Origin of the sequence: Streptomyces sp. NPDC006510 (genome assembly GCF_040611955.1) — a bacterium.
Taxonomy (GTDB): Bacteria; Actinomycetota; Actinomycetes; order Streptomycetales; family Streptomycetaceae; genus Streptomyces.
On record NZ_JBEXPH010000155.1, the window covers coordinates 1 to 20,050 of the forward strand.

The following is a 20,050-nucleotide window of genomic DNA, read 5'->3' on the forward strand; positions in this document are numbered from 1 at the left end:
TTCTGCCTGCGCAGCCGCTTGAGCTCCTCGCGCTCGGCGGTGGTGAGCTCACCCGGGGCTCCCTCGCCCCGGTCCGCCTTGGCCTGGCGGTACCAACCGCGCAGGGACTCCGGGCTGATGCCGAGCTCCCGGGCAACGGCGCTGACCGTCTTACCCGTGGAGTCGACCAGCGCGATCGCGTCCCGTTTGAACTCCGCGGTGTACCGCTTCGTGTACTTGCTTCCCACCTGGTGCTACTTCCTCTGGAACCTCATGTCCCAGTCTCCAGGTGTCCACGATCAAGGGGAAGGTTCAGAGCGTGCGTACTCCCGGCTGATGGGCATGGTCGCAGCCGCCACTGACAACACCTTCCAAACTGTGCGTCGTTGACGGTCGAATGCGGTTGAAACCGCTCAGCGGCTGGTCCAGCACGCCTACGATGCAGTGGTGCGGAACACGAAGGCGTTCAAAGAAGCCGTTGCCCAGACGCTCGCGGAGCTGGCTCACCGAGGGGTGACGCTCGCTCCGTCAACCGTTGAAGACACCATCGAGAAGAACATCAACACCGTGGCCGAACGGCTCGGTATCCAGGTGCGCTCCGCCTGGCGGTACTTCGATGCCAAGACCACAGCCGATCGCCTCGCGCACAGCCTGGACTCCTACGAGGAAAGCAGCAGCGAGAAGGGCGTGGGCCAGGCCCCGATGCCGCCGATCGACAACCCCGAACTCGCACTGGTCCTCGCCGGTGTCCCCGACTCCCTGGCACAGACCGGCGGCGACCTGTACGCCGTCGTCATCAACGTGGCGGTCAACGCGTGGATGGCCGGCCACATCCATGGCGAGGACGGCTGCGCCGGATGCGACGGCAGCCGTGGCCCGGCCGGGCACGACTGGGAGGCCCGGATGCGCACGATCACAGAGATGCAGCCGCACATCAGCAAGTGGTTCGACCGCGACGTATGGACCCGCGCCGTCAACGACGCGGGCTACACCGTCACCCGCCGCTGAAGTCAGCGCACAGGGACCGGCAGGACCCCGCGGATGACCAGCTGCCGCCCGTACGGGGTGGGCATGGGCTCCAGCTGGACACCGGTGCGCAGCGCCTTCGCCGAGAAGCGAAAGCCCTTGATCGGGCCGTGGCAGATCAACCCCGCCGGCGTGGGAATGCCGATCCCGTCGGGGGAGAGAGTGAAGCCGAGCCCGGCGTAGAAATCCGCCAGCTCCGGCTCATGCGTGACGTACAGGACGGCCGCACCCAGCTTCCCGGCCGGTTTCGAGCCCGCCGCCTTCTCCGCTTCGGCGACCAGGGCGCGCGCGACGCCCTTGCCGCGCCACTGGTCGACCACCGCGAGGGAGTCCAGACAGGCGACCAGACCGGCGATGATGTGCGCGTTGGACGATCCGATGAGCATGGGGTGGGTGAAGGCCCACGTTGCCGGGAGCGCCGTCATGCCACCGACCAGTGCGGCGGACGACGTCTCCTCCACCACCCGAACGTACGAGGGCTTCTCCGGGCCGAGGCTCTGGTCGATCACCATGGGAAGCACCCGCCAGGAGCCGTCGGGGTTGTCCGGGTCGGCCAGCCGGATCACCGGCTCCAGCGGGGCCGCGTCGGCGCCGGTCGCGTCCCGGATCACAATGCCATCCGGCAGCGCCGGGACGCTCACCGGGATGATGTCTCCCGGCTGCATCCACGGCCTCGCGGCCCGCCGCTACGCGATGTCCGGCGACCGCCGCGCCCTGCACGGCACCGTCCGTAAGCGCTGCTGTCCGGCTGCCTGCGCAGACAACCAAATCCGCAGCGCCCCCTTCCGCCCGCTCGTGAACCGCCTCCGGCCTACCAGCGCATGCCGAGGGCATCGAGGTCCGCCCGGCGCCGACGCGGCCCTGTCCCGGCACGCCCGTCAGCTCACCGTGCCGCAGAAGGGCCGCCCGGCCCCGGCCCCGGACCAGCTCACCTACACCGCGGACTTCGCCTGGCCGCACCGGTGGTGGATCGTCGGCACCGGCGGCAAGCCGCCGCGGGAGTCGAGCCGGTACGAGCGCGCCCGGGTCGCCAGCCTCGCCCTGCAGAACGCGATCCGCGACGCCCGGATCCTTTCCTCCGTGCGGGACGAAGCGCCGGCCGCGACCGCATCGGCCGCCGCGCGCGCTGACGACCAGAACCACGACCAGGCGGCGCCGCACGCCGTCGACCACTCGGACCGGGACGCCGTCCTCACCCCGGCGCAGCGGGCCGCAGCCATCCAGGCCCATCAGCAGGCTGCGATGCCCGAGGAATACCTGGAGGGCCGTACGACCGATCCCGCGACGTGGCTGCACACACCGAAGAACCTCGCCCGGCTGGCCGCCTTCACCCAGGCCGCCGAAGCCCGCAGCCGCATCGTCGCGGACGGACCGCAGCCGAAGCAGCCGGCCAAGGATGCGGACGACCCCGCCCGCCAGCAGCAGCACCACACAGCGCAGCCCGAGCAGGGCAGGGGAGCGGGCCGGGACCGCTGATGGGGATGCCAATCGGCCAGCGGCTGGCCGATTGGCGACTTCACCCGCGAGGCCCGGCGGGCCGGACTGAGAATCGGGGGCGTTGGCACCGGCACGGGAGGAACCTTGACCAACCTGCACGAACCGCTGGAACCGCTGGAGAGCTACCCCGACGAACTGCCCCCGCCCCGCCAGCGCGGAGACGTGAACCTGGTGGGCCTGCTCAGCGTCGCCGACGACCTCGCCCGCAGCCTGTCCGCGCTGAAGATCCGGGTTCAGCCCCACGACCCGAAGACCTCGCTCGTCAGCCCCGAGAAGGCCCGCGAGAACACGGAGAAGGAAGTGGACCGGCTCCTGGCCACAGCCGTCTATCTCCAGCGCCACGCCCACGCCGCGATGCTCGGGCGGTGCGTCCTGGGCGCGGACTCCAAGGAGGACTGCTCCACCGAGGGCGCCAACCTCCAGCTCAACGTCTGGGACGACACCACACGCCGGGACATCGTCGAAGACGGCACCACCGGCTGCGTCGCCCACACCGTCGAAGCCGCCCGCCGGACCATGGCCGACCCCGCCAGCCGCAAGATCCTCCTCGCCTTCGTCCGCGACGACGAAGGCACCGCCGTCGCCCGCGCCCTCGGGCTCGGGCCGGACGACACCGATCAGTTCTTCGACCGCGGCCTGGTCCTGCGCCCCGAACACCGCCTCTCCTGACTCATCGCAGCCCGCATTGGAGTGCCACGTTGACCTTCGAGGCCCACGACCTGAACCTGTCCGACCCGACGACCGGATACCTGCACTTTGTCCTCTACACCGAGCCGCGCCTTGGTGTCGTCGCGTCGTCGCTGAACGCCGAGCTGGACATCGAGGCGCAGCAGACGTTGACACCGCACTTCCGGGAGTGGCTGAGCAGGCTGGAGCGCTGCGAGCCGAACGCGACGCACTGCACGCTGGTGACGCCCACGGAGATCCCATCCCTGTTCCACCCGTGTGTGGAGGAGGACAAGAGCAGCCCGGCGGCCTTCGCCGGAACGGGTTGTCACTGTCGCCGGACCTTCTACGACCCCGAGTTCGGGCTGCCCGTCGTGGGTGAGCACCGCAAGCTCCGAGGCGAGGGAGGCACGGACCAGTGGAGCTACACGACGTACGCCCCGCTCGAACTGCGCCCTGACGACATCTTCAGCAGCTTCCACACCGGCCGCGGCCTGTTCTGGGCCCGGACCGACAAGGGGCTCCTGTCGATCCTGCCGCAGAAGCACGGCGTCGGTTACAACATCGGCTACAGCGGCGGCGGCCCGCACGCCCTGGCCGCCTACCTCACCCAGATCGCCCGCAACGACGGAGGAACCACGCCCGCCGGCACCCCGTACGAGGAGGCGCACCCGGCGATCGTCGCCTGGACGCAGAGCAAGGCGGCGGAACGCGGCACGAACGAGCTGTCGCTGAACGACCTCCAAGCCATGATGGCGAGCTGACCGCGACCGCTGGCCGCGCCCTCGAGGGTCTCGGAGCCGGTGCCCGTCTCACGTCACGGAACAACGGTCGAAGCCGCCGGGGCACCTGTCGGGACGCGGACCGCGCGAGCGTTCCGGTGGGCGACGGAGACAGCGAGGGTGCAGGGAGCGAGCCCACCGAAGCATGGAGGCCCCGATGGTCCACCCGACTCCGCCGCCCCTCTCGCCGGAGCAGCGCGAGCGCCTGGAGCAGCTCGCCGACGCGGCCCGGCTGCGCGCGGCGCTGTACCCGCTGCCGAAGCCGCCGCCCGTCCGGCGCCGCTCCCGCTCCCGGCAATACCCCGGTGGCCGGCCGAACCCGTGGCGCACCGCCCGAGGCCGCCGTCGGGGATGAGCGGCCACGGTGGACTTCACCGCGCGGCCTGTGAGTGGACCGCTGGCCGGGTGGGAGTGGAGTCCACTCGGAGAGTGGAGCGCATCGGGTGGACTTCACTCGGTGCGCTCCATCCGGTGGGGGAGTGAGCCTCCGCCAACTTGAAGTCGCAGGTCAAGGGGCTGGTGTGACGGTCTTCCGAGGTGCTCACGCAGGTCAGTGGTGGCAGTCTGCGGAGTAGATCGTCTGTCATCGATTGACTTTTTCGAGGTCGGAAATCGAGCCGGGGCGGAAGGGGATTGCGACGTCGGCCACGTGCTCGCCCGGCTCGGCGGTCGCCCAGTTCGGGTAGTACACCTCCCGATTGGAGGCGCTGACGGCGTATCCGTGCTCAGCGAGCCATACGCCGACGGCGTCATGGGCGGCAGCCATCGCCGAGTAGCCCTCGTGTCGCTTCGTCAAGGCGGTGTACGCCTCGCGGTGCGCGGGCTCGATGCGTACCCCGATCCGGCCGGCCGGTTCGACATCTGCGCTCTGGGTTGGAGCGCAGATCTCGACCGGGCCGTCGGAGTCCTCGCTCACCAGGCCGTGGTAGACGGCGAAGAGCGGTCCGGACAAGCCCGCTCCCGCCTGCCGCAGGTGGGAGAAGAGCAGCTCGCTCGAGTCCGCGAGGAAGCCGGGCAGGTCTGTGGAGGTCACGTGGCGCTGGACGAACAGGACTTTCTGCTCTGGCACGTCGCGCTCGGAGATCTCGTACATGGTCAGGCTTCTTCCGGTCAGAACCTCTCGGGCATAGCCCACTGCGGCCCGGCGAGCCACGTGCACAGACTCCTGTTCTCGCCAGTACGAGGTGAGTAGCCGCACCGGCTTCTCACCGCTCGAATCGAGTACCTCCGCGATCCGCGCCAGCGACATGCCGGTGGCACGCAGCAGCGCGATGCGGCGGGCCCGTTCAACCTGGGCGAGACCGTAGCGGCGGAAGCCGGTCCGCGGATCGACTCGGGCCGGCGGCAGCAGCCCTCGGTCCCCGTAGAGCCGCAGGGCCTTGAGGCTGAGCCTGGTCCTGGTGGCGAGCTCGCCGATGGTGATCAATTCCTCTTGCACGGGATCACTGTGCCCTCTGCCCTTGGGGGAGGGACAAGTCGCTGGTTCCTGTTCGCGCTCGCCGGACAGCTTCTACGATCCTGTCCATGCTGGATCCCGAACTGCTGGAACGGATCATCGCGCAGCGCGCGGAACTGGACGAACTCGAGGAACAGCTGGCGGAAGTACGGGCCGAGCGAGATGAACTCGCCGTCGCCGAACGCGTCCTTGAACGGATGACCGGGCAGCTCGCCGAGGAACGCGCCTCCGCCGGGCCGACACCCGGGCACGTTGGTTGCCGGGCGGTGATGCTGATCCCGCACCGCGAGCGGGGCGTAGAGGAAGACTCGCTCCCGTGGGACCACCAGCGCATCATCGCCGCCGTGCGGCAGGCCGCCGGACCGGTCATGGCCCGTGAGGTCGGCGAGGTGGTGGGGGTGGACATCAGTGTGAAGGCCAAGCTGGAACCGCTACGCAGCAAGCTGGTGAGGCTCGTCGCTCGCGGCTGGCTGCGAAAACTGCCCGACGGCCGGTTCACTACCCGCCTGTGACCAGCAACACCGCCACTCGGAGCGGCTCGGCATGGGCGTAACCGGGGTGCCCCCGGCGGCCGTTGGATTTGTGTGACGAATACCAAAGAGCGCGCCGAGGACACCTGTTCGCTGGTCTACCAGTGCCGTCTGTCGCTGTCCACGCGCACCGTCAACCACCTCGCCGATCTGCTACGGCGCCACCTGAAGGCGATTCGGTCCAGGTGGCGCATCCAACCGCCTGGGAAGATTGCGGTGATCGTCCTGGCCGTGCTGCGTCACGACCAGCGCCTGGCCGACATGGCCGGCGGCAATAACGTCTCCGAGTCCACCGTCCGCCGCTGGCGGGACGAGCTGATCGGGCTGCTCGCCGCCCAGGCACCGCGCCCTGCGAAAGGTCGCCAGGCAGGGCGGGGAGGTGGTCCTGATTGACAGCACTCTCATCCGCACCCAGCGCCGCACCGGCAAGGCCGACCGACGGAACTACTCCGGAAAGCACCGCAGCCATGGCCTGCACTTCCTCGCCCTGACCGACGAGAAGGGCCGCCTGATCTGGGTATCCGCCGCCCGGCCCGGCCGCACCCACGACAACACCGCCGCCCGCCACGACCACATCCTGGCCCACCTGCGCGCAGCCGGCCTCGGCGCTCTGGCCGACCTCGGCTTTCGCGGCTTGGACAACGACATCCTCGACCCCGTGATCGTCACCGGCTACATCGCCACTCGTACCCACAAGCTCACTCGAGGCGAGAAGGAGGCCAACCGCGTCCTCGCCGTCGGACGTGCACCGGTCGAGCACGGCTTCGCTCACCTCAAGAACTGGCGGCTCCTGACCAAGCTCCGCACCGACCCCGCCCGCGCCACCCGCCTCCTGCGAGCCCTGCTCGTCCTAACGAACCTCGAAATCAACCGCTGACGGATGATCTTCTCCGCAGACTCCCGCCCACGACCAGCACGAGTACCCCGGGGACCAGTCACACCAGCCCCTTGACCTGCGACTTCAAGTTGGCGGAGGCTCACTCAGTGCGCTCCACCGGGTGGGGGAGTGCGTTACATCGTGCGCAACTCACCGCACCGTGCGCGCGCTGGTCCGCACCCGCGCGCCGCCGCCCCGGACATTCGGTGCGCGTGGCGCGCGTCGCCCGCCAGGCTTCGGCCTCTACGATCCGCGCGCGGGACAGACCCCGGGACAGAAGGCCGCGCAGGCGGCACGCGGGCAGCAGCCGAAGAAGCGGCCCGGCAAGGCGCAGCGTGAGGCGATCAAGCGGGCGCAGGCGGCCAAGAAGAAGACGGGCGGCGGGAAGCCGGCCGCGAGAAGACGGCGGCGAAGAAGGCAGTGCCGCTGCCGCGCGGCTCGGTGCGGGCCGCGTACCCGGGTACCTGCCCGGCCTGCTTCAAGGACTACGCCAAGGGCGAGGTCATCACGAAGGTGACCGACGGCTGGGGACATCCCGGCTGCGCGCCCCGGCAGATGTCGGCAGCCGAGCGCGAGTTCGCCCGGAACAAGGCCCGGATCGAGAGCGGCGAGACGTTCCGCGGCCAGAAGCCCTCGGACTGGCGGCGTGGAGCCTCGCCGTCCAGCACCCGGCCCGCCCGCTGAACTCCGTGTGGCGTCGGCCACGGACAAACCCACCCGTCAAGGGGATGGTCAAGGAGGAATCGGACACCCGCCGCCGTTGATCGCCAGACAGCGGACAAGGGGGTCTTTCCGACGGTGGCTCCGGCTCGTGCGCGCATCGGCGTGCGGGCCGGACGACTGCCGACCCGGCCCGCAGGCCGGGGGAAACCGAGGACACCGTGCCCGCCGACTTCACGCCCGACCCCGCCCACGAGCCGCGCGAAATCCCTGGACCGACCTCCGGGGACGACGTCGACCAGGTCCCGCAGGCCCCCTCCATTGCCCCCTCCACGCCCCCTTCGCCCGCGAAGCGCGTTGGCGCAGGTCAGACCCGGAAGTCAAGGGTCCCCGACACGTTCGACAACCCTTCTAAGTCCAAGAAGACATGGAAGCCGACCCACACCAGGAAGAAGGAAGTGCTGAAGGCGCTGGGGATCTTCCAGAGGGCTACCGCCGAACACCTGTGGCGGATGCTCCGCCCCGGAGACCGGCACGACCGGTGCACGAGGGACACCCTGAACGCGCTGAAGGAGCAGGGCATGGCCCGGGTGGAGACGCGACTGGAGTCGGGACACCAGCTGTGGGTGCTCACCGAGCGAGGACACAAGGAAGCCAAGCAGCTGCTCCCGAAGAGCGTGCGGATGTCCGTGCTGCGCAAGCTCGAGTACGACGACGACGGTGAGCCGGTCGGCGGTGACGGCTACGACGAACACGCGGCCGCCGTGACGATGACCGCCTCGGTCCTCACCGGGGCCGGGTACGGCACCCCGCTGTCCTGGCAGACCGAGATCGGCCACAAGCTCCCGTACGGGTACACCCAGTACGCCGACCTGACGATGCGCGCCCCGGACGCCGGAGTGCCCGCGATGCTCCTGGAGGTCGACCGCGTCAACGAGCCCGTCGACGACCTGGTGGCCAAGCTGCGCCGGTACACCGAGTGGTTCGAGCTCCTGGCGCCGAAGGCCGACGCGATCAAGGCGAAGGCGGCCCGGGGCGCGGCGGTGCACGACTTCCGGCTGTGGTCGCGGATCTATCCGGCGACCGGCCGCGAGGGCTACGTGCCGGTGGCGTTCGTGTTCACGGGCAAGACGAAGGCGCAGCGCGCGAGCCGGATGCGCCGCCTGGAAGAGACCGCCCGCCGCTACTTCGCCGGCACCGCGTACCCGGGCGCTCAGTTCACGGCCGTCGACTACCACCAGGCGGTGCCCGTGGTCGTCACCGAGCTGGAGCGGATCACCGCCGACCCCGAGGGCGCGGCCGGGAAGGTGTGGCGGCGGCTGGGCCGCGAGGAGTGGCAGACGCTGAACCAGGCGCTGGACAACCCGGACGGCGAGCGGCAGTACGCGGTGGAGGTGGAGCAGTCCCGCAGGCGCCAGGCGGAACGCGAAGCCGCGGCACGTGAGGCGAAGCGGCCGGTGTGCACCAGCTGCGGCACGAAGTTCACCGACGAACGCTGGCAGTCGACCCGGCAGTCCTCCTGGCGGAGCGAGACGGACGGCCTGTGCGGGCCGTGCAAGACGGAGCACTTCGCCCGGATCAAAGCCGAACGCGTCGCGCAGCGCGAGGCGGAGGAAGCCGCGGCGCGGGAGGCGGCCGAAGCGGAGGCGAAGAAGAACCGCGGCCTGTTCCGCCGCCGGTAGCAGCGGGCAAGCCCAAGGGGACCCTGGGCAAGCCACCCTCGGACGGCGGCTTGCCCACCCCGGCCGGGGCGCGCTGAGGTGGGCAAGCCGGGCCGGGACATCCCGGCCGGGGACGCCAAGGAGGATCCGGTGCGCAGTTTCGAGACGGGCCAGACGGTCGTGCGACGCGATGTCCACCGCTCCGGCCGGGTGTGGAGCGAACAGGCGCTGCGGGTCCTCACCGACACCGGCGAGGCGCTGGTGACCGCCTGCGCGCCCGGGGCGCAGGCCCGCTGGCCCGCCCTGTACGCGAAGGCCCGCACCGAGGGGGGACCGCTAGGTGCGTACAGAGGCGTTCGACGAGATGGCGTCCGGCCGGTGGGACCTCGAGGACGCCGTGTGGCAGGAGACCGACCTCCTGCTGTGGAAGCCGCCGGCGGCCTGGTTCAGCATCAACGCCTTCTTCGTCCCGGACGGGGACGGGCGCCGGCTGCGGAACTGGTACGTCAACTTCGAGCACCCCACGCGGCGTACGACGGCAGGGTTCGACACCTTCGACCTCACCGTGGACCTGCTCATCGAGCCCGACCTCACGCGGTGGCAGTGGAAGGACGAAGACGAGTACGCGCACGTGCGGCGCCTCGGCATCGTCTCCGACAACGAGCACCAGGCCGTGGACGCCGCCCGCGCCCAGGTCCTTGCGATGCTCGCCGAGCGCTCCGGCGTGTTCGCCAACGCCGAGCGGTGGGCGCTCTGGAGGTGGGAGCCGGCCTGGCCCGCGCCGTGTCTTCCCGGCCTCGCGGCGGCGGCCGGGAGGGTTGCACCGGAAGGGGGCTGAACGGTTGCCTGGACGGTTGCTTTCAGCGGGGGACCGGAGGTGTGACCGAAGGTGTGAACCCCCGAAACCGGCAGCCGATCATCTGCCCAGGTCAGCCACCGTGGGCAAGCCCTCCCCGGAAAACGACACCTCTTACCTACGCGTAGCCGAAGGGAAGAGGCCATGTCCCAGACCGGGGCGGCCAGAGAGCGCCTTGCCCACCGTCACCGCCGGGCGAAAGGATCGACACGACACGGACGTTACGACCGAGGGGGAAGTACACGGTGAGCAACAAGCTGCTGGCACCGGACGGATGGCTCGTACTGGGACTGCCCTGGCCGGAGCAGACCCGAGACGGCTGGGGCGAGTGCGCGGTGGCCATCGCCCCGACGATGATCCCCCGCGACCTCGTCAGCAAGAGCGCCGGCATCGCGCTCGATCTCGCGACCGGCCTGGCCCGCGACCCGAAGGACGGGCCCGGCAAGGCCGTCTTCTTCTCCGACGTCACCCTCTGGCTCGACAAGCAGGGCAAGGACTGGGCGGACTTCGGAGCCGACTACGAAGCCGTCATCGATGAACTCGTCAAGGCACCGGTCCCGCAGCTCTACATGACGCTCGTGCAGAAGGCCCACGCCATCCTGTGCGACGCCAGCCGCGACGGGGTGCGCCTGTACTACCCGGGCGGCGACGTCGAACATGTCACCCCGCAGGTACGTGCCGACGTCCACGCCGCCCTCACCACGAGCCTGGAGCGGGACTGGCCGCCCTACATCCAGGGCCTCATCGACCGCGGCGCCCTCCAGACCCGATAGCCGTACCGCACACGCCACGGGCCCGGCCTTCACCCAGGCGGTGTGAGCGCCGCCGCCCGCGAGGCACCACCGCTTGAGGTACCGGCTCGCCACCGTCACCAGCTGCCCGAGGACGTACGCGGACTCGCAGTCGGCGTGCTCCTCGGGCACGACGGTGAGGTAGTCGGCCAGCAGCAGCGCACCGAACTCACCGATCAGCCGCGCCAGCTCGGGGCCGTCGGCGTGGAACTCCGCCAGCGCGGCCTTCTCCTCCTCGCTGCCCTGCTCCTGCCAGACCAGCTCCACGTAGTCGGCGGCCCGCAGGATCTGCTCCGGGGCGAGCTGGGGCACCCTGGGTGACGTCGTCTCCATGACGGCTCCTTGCTGTTCGCTGGCCGGATGCCTGGTGCGCCCGGCCGATCGCCCTACGGTGCAAGTCCGGCCCTGTGGACAGAGCTCGGCGCGGCGGAACTTACGGTTTGTGGGTTACCCAGAGCAGTTCCGCCGGCCAGCGGTGTGCCCAGTCGGGTGGGTCGGTTTCGTTGTAGCCGTTGGGTGTTCCGAGTTCGGGCCGCGGCTCGATGAGGTCGTCGATGATGAGACCCGCGCCGCGCAGAACCTTGACCCAGTCGCCGTAGGTGAGCTGATAGCTGGTCGCGCCGTCGTCTTCGGCGATGGTGTTCAGCCCGAAGTAGTCCTGCTGCAGCGTCGTGGTCACGCGGCTGGCGGCTTCGTCGTAGCAGGCTTCGAACCATGGGCTGGCGACGTTGAACACCAGGCGCCCGCCTCGGCCCAAGACGCGTGCGGCCTGCGGGACGGCCAGGTGCGGGGGCGCCCAGCTGAGCCCACCGAAGTCGCAGAACACCAGGTCGAAGCTGTCGGCGGCGAAGGGGAGTTGTTCGGCGGCGCCTTGCACTAGCGGGTAGCGGGCCGCTCCCATCGCGCGGGCCGCTGCGGCGAGTTGGGCTTCGGACAGGTCGAGCCCGACCACGGTGGCGCCTTCGGCGGCGAGTGCCCTGGACCACTGGCCGGCGCCGCAGCCGAGTTCGAGGACGCGCTTGCCGGTGACGTCGCCCAGGGCGTCCAGGTGCGCGTCGGGGATGGAGTACATGCCCCACAGCCGGGGTGTGGCGCCGATTTGCGGGTCGTGCTCGTGCTGGTAGGCGCTGCTGATCTTGTTCCAGAGCCGCCGGTTGGCGGGGATGCTGTCCACGTGCCGACTCCAGCACTGCCTGCCGAGGGCGGTCAACACGATTAGGGCACTGGCTGGCCCTCGCATCGGTCCGGCCCTGGCTCGGCCCGTGATCCGCCGGGCGAGCCCTAAGTCGCGTGCTTGTAGTTCAGAGAAGGCGCGGAGCACGACGCCCCCAACCCCGGCCCGCTCCCACACCGGACCTACGCCGAACTGGTCGGCGGGCCACTGGACGGCCTGCTGCTGGGCATCCACGGGTGGCGGACCGAGGAAGTCGACGACGGCGTCGCTCTCACCACCGAGCTCTCCCGGTGGCCCGGCGGCCGCGCCCTGTACGACCCGCGCCCCGGCGAGCCCCGCACGCCCGGCCCGGGAGTGAGCTGCCGCTTCTACTACTCCGGCGACACGCCCTGACGCCCGCCGGTGCTCTCGCCTACGGCTTGCCCTCGGTCAGCTGGGCGGCGGTGTTCTCGATCCACAGCAGCGTCCACTCGACTCCGGCCTGCCAACCCGGGTCCGCGTCGGCGTAGCGGCCTTCGGCGTCGGCCCGGATGTTGGCGGCGAGGGTACGCAGGTCCTTTTGCAGTCCCTGCCGCCGGGCCGTGGCCATGGCCTTGCGCATTTCGTCAGTGATGTCACCGGGTCGCAGCTCGCTCATCGCCCCACCCTGGACGACCGCCCCACCGATGGCCATACCGCGAGGTCACCAAGCTGGACGCCGTACGGCGAAGCTCTGGTCAGCTGGTGATCTCCCGTGGCACGCTCGTGGCTTTCCAGGGGAAGGGAGCATCTGGTGGAGGGATTCGCAGAGACGGAAGGCGATGTGTGTCCGGACTGCAAGGCGGGACCCAGTCCTGAGAACGCCTGCGTCGGGGTGGGAATGCCGATCCAGATGTGGCACACGCCCGACTGCCCGCAGTGGACCATCATGCAGATCGGCTGGGAGGCAGGCTCCCGGCGCATCAAGGAACAGGACACGTGGGCCAAGGAAGTCTTCCCGGCCGCGCACGAACGTCTACGACGGACCGCCGCCACGATCGAACCAGGCACCCCTGCGCAGCCGTTCATCGAGGCTCTGTCCGAGCTGGTCCAGGCGCAGGCCGGCACCACCGGCTTCGTCGGCCTGCACCAATGGGTGGAGATCCTGGAGCGGCACTTCCCGTCGGAACTTCCCGACCCCGACCACACCACCAAGTAGACCGGCCACGGCGCCGACCACGCTGCCGCCGCCCCCTTCCATGACTCCGACCACGGCTGGTCAGCGGGTGTTACGACGCTACGCGCCGTCTGGAGAGGGGAGCTGGACCCCCCTGGCGCGGGAAACCCAGTGGATGCGCTGCCGCGGCGGCAGCAGGCTGTAGTCCAGGGTGCGCAGCCCCGATCCCTCGGTCAGATGCCACGGCGCGATCCTCCACAGACCGTCGCGGTCGGGGACAGGTTCGACCGGGCAGCCGGTCAGCACCAGGTCCCAGCGGTCCGTGCTCCCGTTGTCACGGTCGTCCTGCGCCGTCACTGTGCCGAGCACCTTGTGCGGGAGTTCCTGCCCGGCCTGCTTCGCCGTGAAGTTCTCCGAGAGTTCCTTGATGGTGAATTCGCGTTGCAGATAGACGTCCCGGCTTGTCTCGCCGGGTTCCAGGAGGACGACGCCGGCGGCAGTGGGCCGCCTGTCCTCATCTGCCACGACCAGGTCGCCGTCGAACCGTGCCTGCACGCGCCGGTCGCTGAGGTTCTCCAGGACCAGGACCTGCTGCAGCACGAGACGGTTGGCGCCGTCCTGCTCTGCGGGGAAGTGCCAAGTGTGCCCGTTGGGCCAGGGGTTGCACGGCATCCCCGTATTCGTCGCGGCCAGCGGATCCCACGGCGGGGGATTGAGCTTGAGGGTGACTCCCGGCGCCTGGGAGTCGAGCCGGCTGCGGATGGCGTCGGCGGTCATGAGCTGGCTGACCCTCAGCGCTCCGCGTGTGAGGTACCCCTGCCACACGACGCCACCGAAGGCCAGGGTGGTGCCGATTGAGCCGAGGGCGACCCAGAAGGTTTCTGACATGGCGGAGATTCTGGCCCTACCCGTATGGCCGTGAATCGGCGGCTCCCCGGAGTGGACCGGCCGCTTGTGCTGTCGCGGCCAGTCAGTGCGGCGGTGACGTCCAGCGGGGGACGTCGGCGGGGGAGAGGTCGGGGCGGGTGCGGTGCAGGCGCGTGGGGTGGCGCCACCGGCCAGCAGCGTCGCGGGCGACGTCGACGCCGACTTCCACCACCAGCTCAGGTTCCACCAGCGTGACGTTCAGTGTCTCGCGGCTGCCCCACCCGGCGGAGAACGACCATCCCGTCCATGGATGACCGTGCTGCGCCGAAGCAAGCTGTCCGGCGACCGTAGTGCTGGCCGTCCGGGTGAGGGTGGTGGTGCGGCCGGTGTACTTCAGGCGCCCGTCGTCGTACCTGCCGAGCAGCAGACCGCGGGGAGCGGTCAGGGAGCCGGTGACAGCACCGACGATCGCCTCCGTGGTCTCGTGCACCTTGTATTTCTGCCAGCCTCTGCCTGAAGGCCGGTAGGCATCGCCCAGCCGCTTGAAGAGCACGCCCTCGATCCCGACCGAGGTCCACGTCAGCCACTCGCGCACGGTGTCCGGGTCGGTGGTCGACGGACACAACACCCACGGCGCGATGAGCCTGCGGGCCGCGAACACGGACTCGAGGGCGGCTCTGCGCCGCCGGTAGGGCCATCCGGTCGTGTCTGTCCCGGACAGCCGCAAGACATCGAATGCGACGAAGTGGGCCGGCCACTCCTGTGCTGCCCGGGCCGCCCCGGCTCCGCGCCGGGCAAGCCTGTTCTGCAGCCGCTCGAAGGCGAGGCGGCCCGCGGCATCCCATACGACCAGCTCGCCGTCGAACGCGGTCGCGTCCGGTAGCTGCACGACCCCGGCCACGATCTCCGGAAACGATGCCGCCATCTCAGTGCCTCGCCTCGAGCGCAGCACCACCCGGCCCGCGTCGACGGACAACAGAGCCCTGAACCCGTCCCACTTCGGTTATGCGCTGTTGGCCTGTCCGCGGGGTACGGTCCGGCGTCATGCCGATCGCTGGCGGCGGGAGTTCTTTGCTACCGCATCCGCTACGGCACGAGCAGGACAGAGCGTGCAGCCCGCTTCCACCGCGGCGGCTCAACGCCCGGCGCCCCAGCGGGCGATGGCGCTGTTACTCGGGCACGCGGGACAGGATCGCGTCCAGCCCGAAGGCGAAACGGTCTTCGAAGGACCCTTGCCGCAGGTAGGTCATGGACTTGTGCAGTGCCGGGTGCGTGTCGGCGGTCACGGCTCGGGCGAGACGTTCGTCGCCTTGTGCGGGTGCGGCCTGTTCTTCCTGGGTCAGGCCGAGCGTGAAGTAATTGACCGTCCATGCTGTCCACGCCGCCTCCTTCTCGGCCGCTCCCGCCCGGAGAAGTGCGTCGACGAGATAGTCGGCGAAGCGCAGGGTGTGGGCCTCAGCGGGGTAGGTCCCGGTCACCAGGGCGGCACCGTCGCGGTGCGCGAGCAGGGCCCGCCGATAGCGGCCGGCCAGTTCCCGCACGCGGTGCCGCGGTACCGCGGGCAAGTCGTCGTAGCGGATGCCGGCGAGGACGGCGTCGGCCATCAGCTCCAGCATCCGGGCCTTGGTCTTCACATGCCACAGCACGGTGTTCATCCGGACCCCGAGGTGGTCCGCTACCGCCCGGGTCGACAACCCTTCCAATCCCCGTTCCTGCAGTACCTGGAGCGCGGCGTCGATCACGGTCGTGCGGGTGAGCTGGCCCGTGGCGTCTTCCCTGGCTTGCCTGTTGGTCACTGACCTAGTTTACTCCAGAGGGCAGTTCTTGGTCACCGACCAAGGATCGAGGGAAGGGAAGATCATGGACTATCAGGTTGTCGTCGCCGGCGGAGGCCCTGTGGGCCTGTGGCTGGCTGGCGAGCTGCGCCGCGCCGGCATCACCGTCGCCGTCATCGAGACCCGGACCGAGCGCGACATACGTTCCCGCGCACTGACCGTGCACCCGCGCACCATCGAGACATTCGCCTCCCGCGGCGTGCATGAGCCCTTCATCAGCGAAGGCATACCGCTGCCCGGCGGCCACTTCGGCGTGCTGGAGTCCCGGCTGGACTTCCGGCGCCTGCCCAGCCCCTTCCCCTACACCCTCGCCTTGCCCCAGGAGCGCACCGAGGCACTGCTGGAGCAGCAGGCCCTCGACCTGGGCGCGGACATGCTGCGCGGCCGGGAGGTTACGGGCTTCACCCACGGACCGGACCACGTCGTGGTGCGCCTCACTGGTCCCCAAGGGCCCTCCAGCCTTCGGGCTGCGTACTTGGTCGGCTGCGACGGGGCCCGCAGCACCGTCCGATCCGCGGCCGGCATCAACTACCCCGGCACGCCCTCCACCGTGCTCGGATGGCTAGGCGACGTCCGTCTCGACCAGCCACCGGCCCCCGGATACAGCTACTTCGGCCCCGCGGGCACGCTTATGGCCGTGCCCCTGCCCGGCGGCATCCACCGCTTGGTCGGCATCACCCCCCGCGACCTGACCACCACCTGGCCCGGCGACCTCACCCTGGACGAACTACGCGAGAACGTCATCGCCATGGCCGGCACCGACTTCGGCATGCGCGACCCGGTTTGGCTCTCCCGCTACGGCAACGCCACCCGCCTGGCCGCGCAGTACCGCAAGGGCCGCGTCTTCCTCGCCGGTGACGCTGCCCACCAGCATTTCCCAGCCGGTGGCGTCGGTATGAACGTCGGCGTCCAGGACGCAGCCAACCTGGCCTGGAAGCTCGCCGCCACCCTCAACGGCTGGGCCCCCGACGCGCTGCTGGACACCTACCACACCGAACGCCACCCCGTCGGCGTCAACCTCACCGAGACCAGCCGAGCCCAGGTCGCCCTGATGACCGCCTTCAACCCCGACGGCCTGAGCCTGCGCAGCCTGCTTGCCCGGCTGATCATCACGCTGCCCGACCTCAACGACCAACTGGCCGCCCAGGTCAGCTCACTTGCCGTCGCCTACCCACCCGCAGACCCCAATGCGCACCCACTGGTCGGGACCCGCGCTCCCGCCCTCACCCTTGGCGACACCAGCCTGTTCACGCTGCTGCGCACCGACAGTTACCTCCTGCTGGACCTCACCCCAGGCAGCCGTCTCGACCGGCTTGCCCGGGCCGGACTGCGCGTGCACACCGGCACTCTGCACCTGCCCCCGGCCGACTGGGCCGGCATCCGAGCCGTTCTCATCCGTCCCGACGGCCATATCGCCTGGGCCGACACCCGTCACGACGACACCGCCCTCGCGGACGGCCTCGGTGCCGCCCTCGCCGTCACACACCGGAAGTGAGCCCTGCCATGAGTGTCCGGCGCATCGATCCGCCCGGCCTGTACGCCGCACCCGGCCTCATCAGCCAGGTCGTCACCACCACCGGCCGCCAGCTCATCCACCTCTCGGGACAGGTCGCCTGGGACGCAGCGGGCAACTGCACAGGCGCAGACCACGCGGCTCAGGCCGCTGTCATCGCCCGGAACATCACCACCGCCCTCGCCGCCGCAGGTGCCACCCGCGAGGACATCATCAAGGAGGTGATCTACATCGTCGACTACACCCCCGACATCCTCCCTCCCGTCCTGGCCGCCCTCCGTGACGGCGCCGCGGCACCTGCCAGCACCCTCATCCCCGTTTCAGCCCTCTTCGCCCCCGGCTACCTCCTCGAAGTCGACATCACCGCCACCGCCCCCGTATCCACGGCGCTCTGATCAAGACGGCGCCTGCCATACGCAGGCTGACCTCTGCCAGCACCGTCGTCATCCGCGCCAGGGCGACGACAGAACCAGAATGCGGCTGTCGAAACTGGCAGCAGGGCCCTCCGACGGAGGGCCCTGCTTGCTGCACGTTCACAGTGGACAACGGACAGCATGAACACCCTGTCCATAACTTGGGCTCGCCCGCCCACCCGGGCAGCAGCACCGGGTCGGGCACGGGGGCAGCGAGCATCGGTTCCGGCAGCGTCCACGTCACAGCCCCATGCCTTCCACCCAGCCGGTCCGTCCGCAAACCGAGCGGCGCGACCCGACCACAGCCCCGACCACGGGCTGAGCACTGCCGACCATGACCCCGACCACGGAAGGTCAGCGCGCTACGGCACGTCGCCGGCCTCACGCGTGTCCGGTGCTACGGGGTGAGCTCCTGGCGCACGTCCAGGTAGCAGCGCAGCCGGACGCCGGGCTGGCCCGGGTCCCGGGTCGTACGGTCCGCCGTTGCGGTCGCCCACTGCGCGGCGAGCAGCTCCTGGACGGCGAGGGCGGTCTGGTCGTCGCACGCCGCGATCTCCGCTACGGCAAGCCCCGGCTGTTCCACATGTGCTTCGTTGATCGGCCCCATGCACGGCACTACGTTCCGGCGCCCGTAAAGGTTCTCCGATCCCGCCGTCTTCACCCGACCGGGTAGGGGCCTCACGAGGAAGCGTTCGGCGGCCAGCTGGAGGCGTCGGCCATCTCCAGCTTGTGATGGTGCTTGAGCGCGGTACGGGCCGCGAGGACGTCGGCCGCGGCGAATTCGCTCCAGTACGCGTGCGTGACGATCGCCTGGGCGAGTTCGAGCTCTCGCGCCCGTAGCCGGGCGATCTCCGCCGTGTCCTGGGGGTCCCAGCCGGGAGAGGCGGGGCGGGACGCGGGCCGCCAGGCGTTCTCGGGCGTCTCCCACGCGTCCAGCGGTTCGGCCGACCACGGCACCCGCCGGTAGAGGGTCTGCAGTTCAGCGCGGACCTGACGGAGTTCGTCCTGCGCGTCGGTCAGGTCCTGGGGGAAGTCGTACGAGGCGGCCACGAGCCAAAGGTGCTGCTGTTCGAACCGCGCTCCGGCCCGCCTCGCGGCAACATCCTGTTGCGCTGGATGTTGCGCCAAGTGTCGCGCTGGATATTGCGGTAGAGGTTGCGCGCGCCCTCACAGCGCCCTGGAGTTCGCCCAGGTCACCACGGGCGTACGGCGTGGTCGGGCCGCAGACATCCCCGTTGCGACCCCCTTCGCCCATGCCCTGGCTGGAGTTGAGGATGAGGGAGGGGCGGGATGGGCGGGATGGGCGGCGCGGACACTGCCGGGGATCGGGGCGCGCTCGCCGATGTTGCGCGCCGGGCGGGGCCGCCGCGCCGGGCCGCCGACGGCACGTGCGGTGTGACCGACGATGCGGTGCAGCTACGGCTTGCGTCAGTCGTCCGTGGGCGACCCAATGTGGAGCGACCACTGCCCGGTGAATTCGTCCAGGTCGATCCGCAACGGCTCCAGCGCATCGGCCTCCTGGACGTCGGCCCGGATGATGCGGCCGGTCCCCAGATGCAGCGACACCCGCAGCTGGCGGCCTATCCGGTTGGGCACTTCCATCCCCATGAGGGGGAGAGACAGCATGGAACCGGCCTTCAGCACAAAGGGCAGCTCAACGCTCGCGCCGTCGTTCTCGAACCGCACCGGCGCCTGGAAGGTGACAGCGGGGTTGAAGATCAGCTCAGTGCGCCGGGCCCGCTTCCATCCCACCCTCCGCACGGCCCGCAGCCGCCACAAGGCCCGCTTGAGGCGGTGGCCCGGGATGTCCCGCCAGATCGAGAAGCCGACGATCGTCACGTCCAGGCGGCCCACATTCGACACGTCGGTCCGCACCCACCAGCGGCCGTTGTGCTTCAGCCGGGTGAATAAGACTTCGACGCGGCCACCAGTAAGGCGGTGGCTCCATATCTGCCAGCCGAAGCCAGCCGCGCCGGTGACGGCTCCGAAGACGGCCAGCGCATTCGTCCAGTTCATGATCGGAGCGTAGAGAGCTCCCAGTGCGGCCATCCGGCGATCCGTCCTACGGACCGCCTCGCGGCAACATCTCCTGCGCCAACCCTTGCGCCTTCTCCTGCGGCATCTCTTGCGCGAGCCTCACCGACGCCGCCGCATCGGTGCAGGTCAGCCCCACCGTACGGGCGTGGTCGGGCCTCTGACATCCCCGTTGCGACCGCTTTTGCCCATGCCCTGGCTGGAGTTGAGGAGAGGGAGGGCGGGATGGGCGGCGCGGACGCAGCCGGGGATCGGGGCGCCCTCGCCGGCGTTGCGCGCCGGGCACGGCCGCCGCGCC

27 protein-coding genes and 2 pseudogenes are annotated in these 20,050 nt (G+C 70.1%); 17 read left to right on the forward strand and 12 right to left on the reverse strand.

The features are described from left to right. The coding region (locus tag ABZY11_RS32940) for a transposase (RefSeq protein ID WP_356482667.1) at window positions 1-227 on the reverse strand (227 nt) is incomplete at its 3' end. Between the two features lie 199 nt (window positions 228-426). On the opposite strand from ABZY11_RS32940, the gene ABZY11_RS32945 reads away from it, so the two are divergent. Further along, complete coding sequence (locus ABZY11_RS32945) at window positions 427-987, forward strand: hypothetical protein (protein WP_356482668.1); 561 nt, start codon at window positions 427-429, stop codon at window positions 985-987. Window positions 988-989: 2 nt separating this feature from the next. Here ABZY11_RS32945 and ABZY11_RS32950 read toward each other — a convergent pair whose 3' ends face one another. After that, window positions 990-1,646 carry a GNAT family N-acetyltransferase gene (locus ABZY11_RS32950; protein WP_356482669.1) on the reverse strand — a complete coding sequence of 219 codons (657 nt, stop codon included), beginning with the start codon at window positions 1,644-1,646 and terminating at the stop codon, window positions 990-992. A 4-nt stretch (window positions 1,647-1,650) separates the two neighbouring features. Between ABZY11_RS32950 and ABZY11_RS32955 the strand changes: the two genes are divergently transcribed. From ABZY11_RS32955 to ABZY11_RS32970, 4 genes are all read left to right on the forward strand, one after another. Next, window positions 1,651-2,481, forward strand: coding sequence for a hypothetical protein (locus ABZY11_RS32955; protein ID WP_356482670.1), 831 nt, complete (start codon window positions 1,651-1,653; stop codon window positions 2,479-2,481). Window positions 2,482-2,586: 105 nt separating this feature from the next. Then, the gene (locus ABZY11_RS32960) at window positions 2,587-3,171 is read left to right on the forward strand and encodes a hypothetical protein (RefSeq protein WP_356482671.1); all 585 of its coding nucleotides are present in this window, start codon (window positions 2,587-2,589) and stop codon (window positions 3,169-3,171) included. Window positions 3,172-3,200: 29 nt separating this feature from the next. Next, complete coding sequence (locus tag ABZY11_RS32965) at window positions 3,201-3,932, forward strand: hypothetical protein (protein WP_356482672.1); 732 nt, start codon at window positions 3,201-3,203, stop codon at window positions 3,930-3,932. A 175-nt stretch (window positions 3,933-4,107) separates the two neighbouring features. Continuing rightward, complete coding sequence (locus ABZY11_RS32970) at window positions 4,108-4,305, forward strand: hypothetical protein (RefSeq protein ID WP_356482673.1); 198 nt, start codon at window positions 4,108-4,110, stop codon at window positions 4,303-4,305. 228 nt (window positions 4,306-4,533) lie between these two features. Here ABZY11_RS32970 and ABZY11_RS32975 read toward each other — a convergent pair whose 3' ends face one another. Further along, a complete protein-coding gene (locus ABZY11_RS32975) occupies window positions 4,534-5,388 on the reverse strand; it encodes a MerR family transcriptional regulator (RefSeq protein ID WP_356482674.1) in 855 nt (284 codons plus the stop codon). A gap of 86 nt (window positions 5,389-5,474) precedes the next feature. Between ABZY11_RS32975 and ABZY11_RS32980 the strand changes: the two genes are divergently transcribed. The 8 genes from ABZY11_RS32980 (at window position 5,475) to ABZY11_RS33015 (ending at window position 11,102) form a co-directional block, all read left to right on the forward strand. Beyond that, window positions 5,475-5,918, forward strand: a complete 444-nt coding sequence (locus ABZY11_RS32980) for a hypothetical protein (protein WP_356482675.1) — start codon at window positions 5,475-5,477, stop codon at window positions 5,916-5,918. Between the two features lie 72 nt (window positions 5,919-5,990). Continuing rightward, entirely contained in the window at window positions 5,991-6,329 is a 339-nt protein-coding gene (locus ABZY11_RS32985) for a hypothetical protein (protein WP_356482676.1), read from the forward strand. Then, window positions 6,316-6,813, forward strand: coding sequence for a transposase family protein (locus ABZY11_RS32990; RefSeq protein WP_356482677.1), 498 nt, complete (start codon window positions 6,316-6,318; stop codon window positions 6,811-6,813). The genes ABZY11_RS32985 and ABZY11_RS32990 overlap by 14 nt, the downstream gene beginning before the upstream one ends. Before the next feature lie 420 nt (window positions 6,814-7,233). After that, window positions 7,234-7,497, forward strand: coding sequence for a hypothetical protein (locus tag ABZY11_RS32995; RefSeq protein WP_356482678.1), 264 nt, complete (start codon window positions 7,234-7,236; stop codon window positions 7,495-7,497). A gap of 197 nt (window positions 7,498-7,694) precedes the next feature. Further along, on the forward strand, window positions 7,695-9,155 hold the full coding sequence (locus ABZY11_RS33000; protein ID WP_356482679.1) for a replication-relaxation family protein: 1,461 nt from the start codon (window positions 7,695-7,697) through the stop codon (window positions 9,153-9,155). Between the two features lie 319 nt (window positions 9,156-9,474). Next, window positions 9,475-9,972 carry a DUF402 domain-containing protein gene (locus ABZY11_RS33005; RefSeq protein ID WP_356482680.1) on the forward strand — a complete coding sequence of 166 codons (498 nt, stop codon included), beginning with the start codon at window positions 9,475-9,477 and terminating at the stop codon, window positions 9,970-9,972. A 263-nt stretch (window positions 9,973-10,235) separates the two neighbouring features. Next, on the forward strand, window positions 10,236-10,763 hold the full coding sequence (locus tag ABZY11_RS33010) for a hypothetical protein (RefSeq protein ID WP_356482681.1): 528 nt from the start codon (window positions 10,236-10,238) through the stop codon (window positions 10,761-10,763). 42 nt (window positions 10,764-10,805) lie between these two features. Continuing rightward, window positions 10,806-11,102 carry a hypothetical protein gene (locus tag ABZY11_RS33015; RefSeq protein WP_356482682.1) on the forward strand — a complete coding sequence of 99 codons (297 nt, stop codon included), beginning with the start codon at window positions 10,806-10,808 and terminating at the stop codon, window positions 11,100-11,102. Window positions 11,103-11,214: 112 nt separating this feature from the next. Here ABZY11_RS33015 and ABZY11_RS33020 read toward each other — a convergent pair whose 3' ends face one another. Continuing rightward, on the reverse strand, window positions 11,215-11,955 hold the full coding sequence (locus tag ABZY11_RS33020) for a class I SAM-dependent methyltransferase (RefSeq protein WP_356482683.1): 741 nt from the start codon (window positions 11,953-11,955) through the stop codon (window positions 11,215-11,217). Window positions 11,956-12,090: 135 nt separating this feature from the next. Here ABZY11_RS33020 and ABZY11_RS33025 point away from each other — a divergent pair. Next, window positions 12,091-12,348, forward strand: a pseudogene (locus ABZY11_RS33025) (hypothetical protein); the annotation flags it as partial. A gap of 19 nt (window positions 12,349-12,367) precedes the next feature. Here ABZY11_RS33025 and ABZY11_RS33030 read toward each other — a convergent pair. Next, window positions 12,368-12,592: a hypothetical protein gene (locus ABZY11_RS33030; protein ID WP_356482684.1), complete on the reverse strand. Its 225-nt coding sequence runs from the start codon at window positions 12,590-12,592 to the stop codon at window positions 12,368-12,370. 222 nt (window positions 12,593-12,814) lie between these two features. Between ABZY11_RS33030 and ABZY11_RS33035 the strand changes: the two genes are divergently transcribed. Then, entirely contained in the window at window positions 12,815-13,132 is a 318-nt protein-coding gene (locus ABZY11_RS33035) for a hypothetical protein (RefSeq protein WP_356482685.1), read from the forward strand. Between the two features lie 78 nt (window positions 13,133-13,210). Here ABZY11_RS33035 and ABZY11_RS33040 read toward each other — a convergent pair whose 3' ends face one another. From ABZY11_RS33040 to ABZY11_RS33055, 4 genes and pseudogenes are all read right to left on the reverse strand, one after another. Continuing rightward, a complete protein-coding gene (locus ABZY11_RS33040) occupies window positions 13,211-13,978 on the reverse strand; it encodes a hypothetical protein (RefSeq protein WP_356482686.1) in 768 nt (255 codons plus the stop codon). A gap of 82 nt (window positions 13,979-14,060) precedes the next feature. Next, on the reverse strand, window positions 14,061-14,447 hold the full coding sequence (locus tag ABZY11_RS33045; protein ID WP_356482693.1) for a hypothetical protein: 387 nt from the start codon (window positions 14,445-14,447) through the stop codon (window positions 14,061-14,063). A gap of 12 nt (window positions 14,448-14,459) precedes the next feature. Then, a pseudogene (locus tag ABZY11_RS33050) lies at window positions 14,460-14,945 on the reverse strand (ATP-dependent DNA ligase); the annotation flags it as partial. A gap of 181 nt (window positions 14,946-15,126) precedes the next feature. Next, complete coding sequence (locus ABZY11_RS33055; RefSeq protein ID WP_356482687.1) at window positions 15,127-15,753, reverse strand: TetR/AcrR family transcriptional regulator C-terminal domain-containing protein; 627 nt, start codon at window positions 15,751-15,753, stop codon at window positions 15,127-15,129. Between the two features lie 64 nt (window positions 15,754-15,817). On the opposite strand from ABZY11_RS33055, the gene ABZY11_RS33060 reads away from it, so the two are divergent. Both ABZY11_RS33060 and ABZY11_RS33065 read left to right on the forward strand, forming a co-directional pair. After that, the gene (locus tag ABZY11_RS33060) at window positions 15,818-17,287 is read left to right on the forward strand and encodes an FAD-dependent monooxygenase (protein WP_356482688.1); all 1,470 of its coding nucleotides are present in this window, start codon (window positions 15,818-15,820) and stop codon (window positions 17,285-17,287) included. An 8-nt stretch (window positions 17,288-17,295) separates the two neighbouring features. After that, a complete protein-coding gene (locus ABZY11_RS33065; protein ID WP_356482689.1) occupies window positions 17,296-17,700 on the forward strand; it encodes a RidA family protein in 405 nt (134 codons plus the stop codon). A 415-nt stretch (window positions 17,701-18,115) separates the two neighbouring features. Here ABZY11_RS33065 and ABZY11_RS33070 read toward each other — a convergent pair whose 3' ends face one another. The 3 genes from ABZY11_RS33070 to ABZY11_RS33080 all read right to left on the reverse strand — a co-directional run bounded on the left by ABZY11_RS33070 (window position 18,116) and on the right by ABZY11_RS33080 (window position 19,734). Further along, on the reverse strand, window positions 18,116-18,325 hold the full coding sequence (locus ABZY11_RS33070; protein ID WP_356482690.1) for a DUF6207 family protein: 210 nt from the start codon (window positions 18,323-18,325) through the stop codon (window positions 18,116-18,118). Window positions 18,326-18,396: 71 nt separating this feature from the next. Next, complete coding sequence (locus tag ABZY11_RS33075) at window positions 18,397-18,768, reverse strand: hypothetical protein (RefSeq protein ID WP_356482691.1); 372 nt, start codon at window positions 18,766-18,768, stop codon at window positions 18,397-18,399. 378 nt (window positions 18,769-19,146) lie between these two features. Continuing rightward, window positions 19,147-19,734, reverse strand: a complete 588-nt coding sequence (locus ABZY11_RS33080) for a hypothetical protein (protein ID WP_356482692.1) — start codon at window positions 19,732-19,734, stop codon at window positions 19,147-19,149. Window positions 19,735-20,050: the final 316 nt, after the last annotated feature.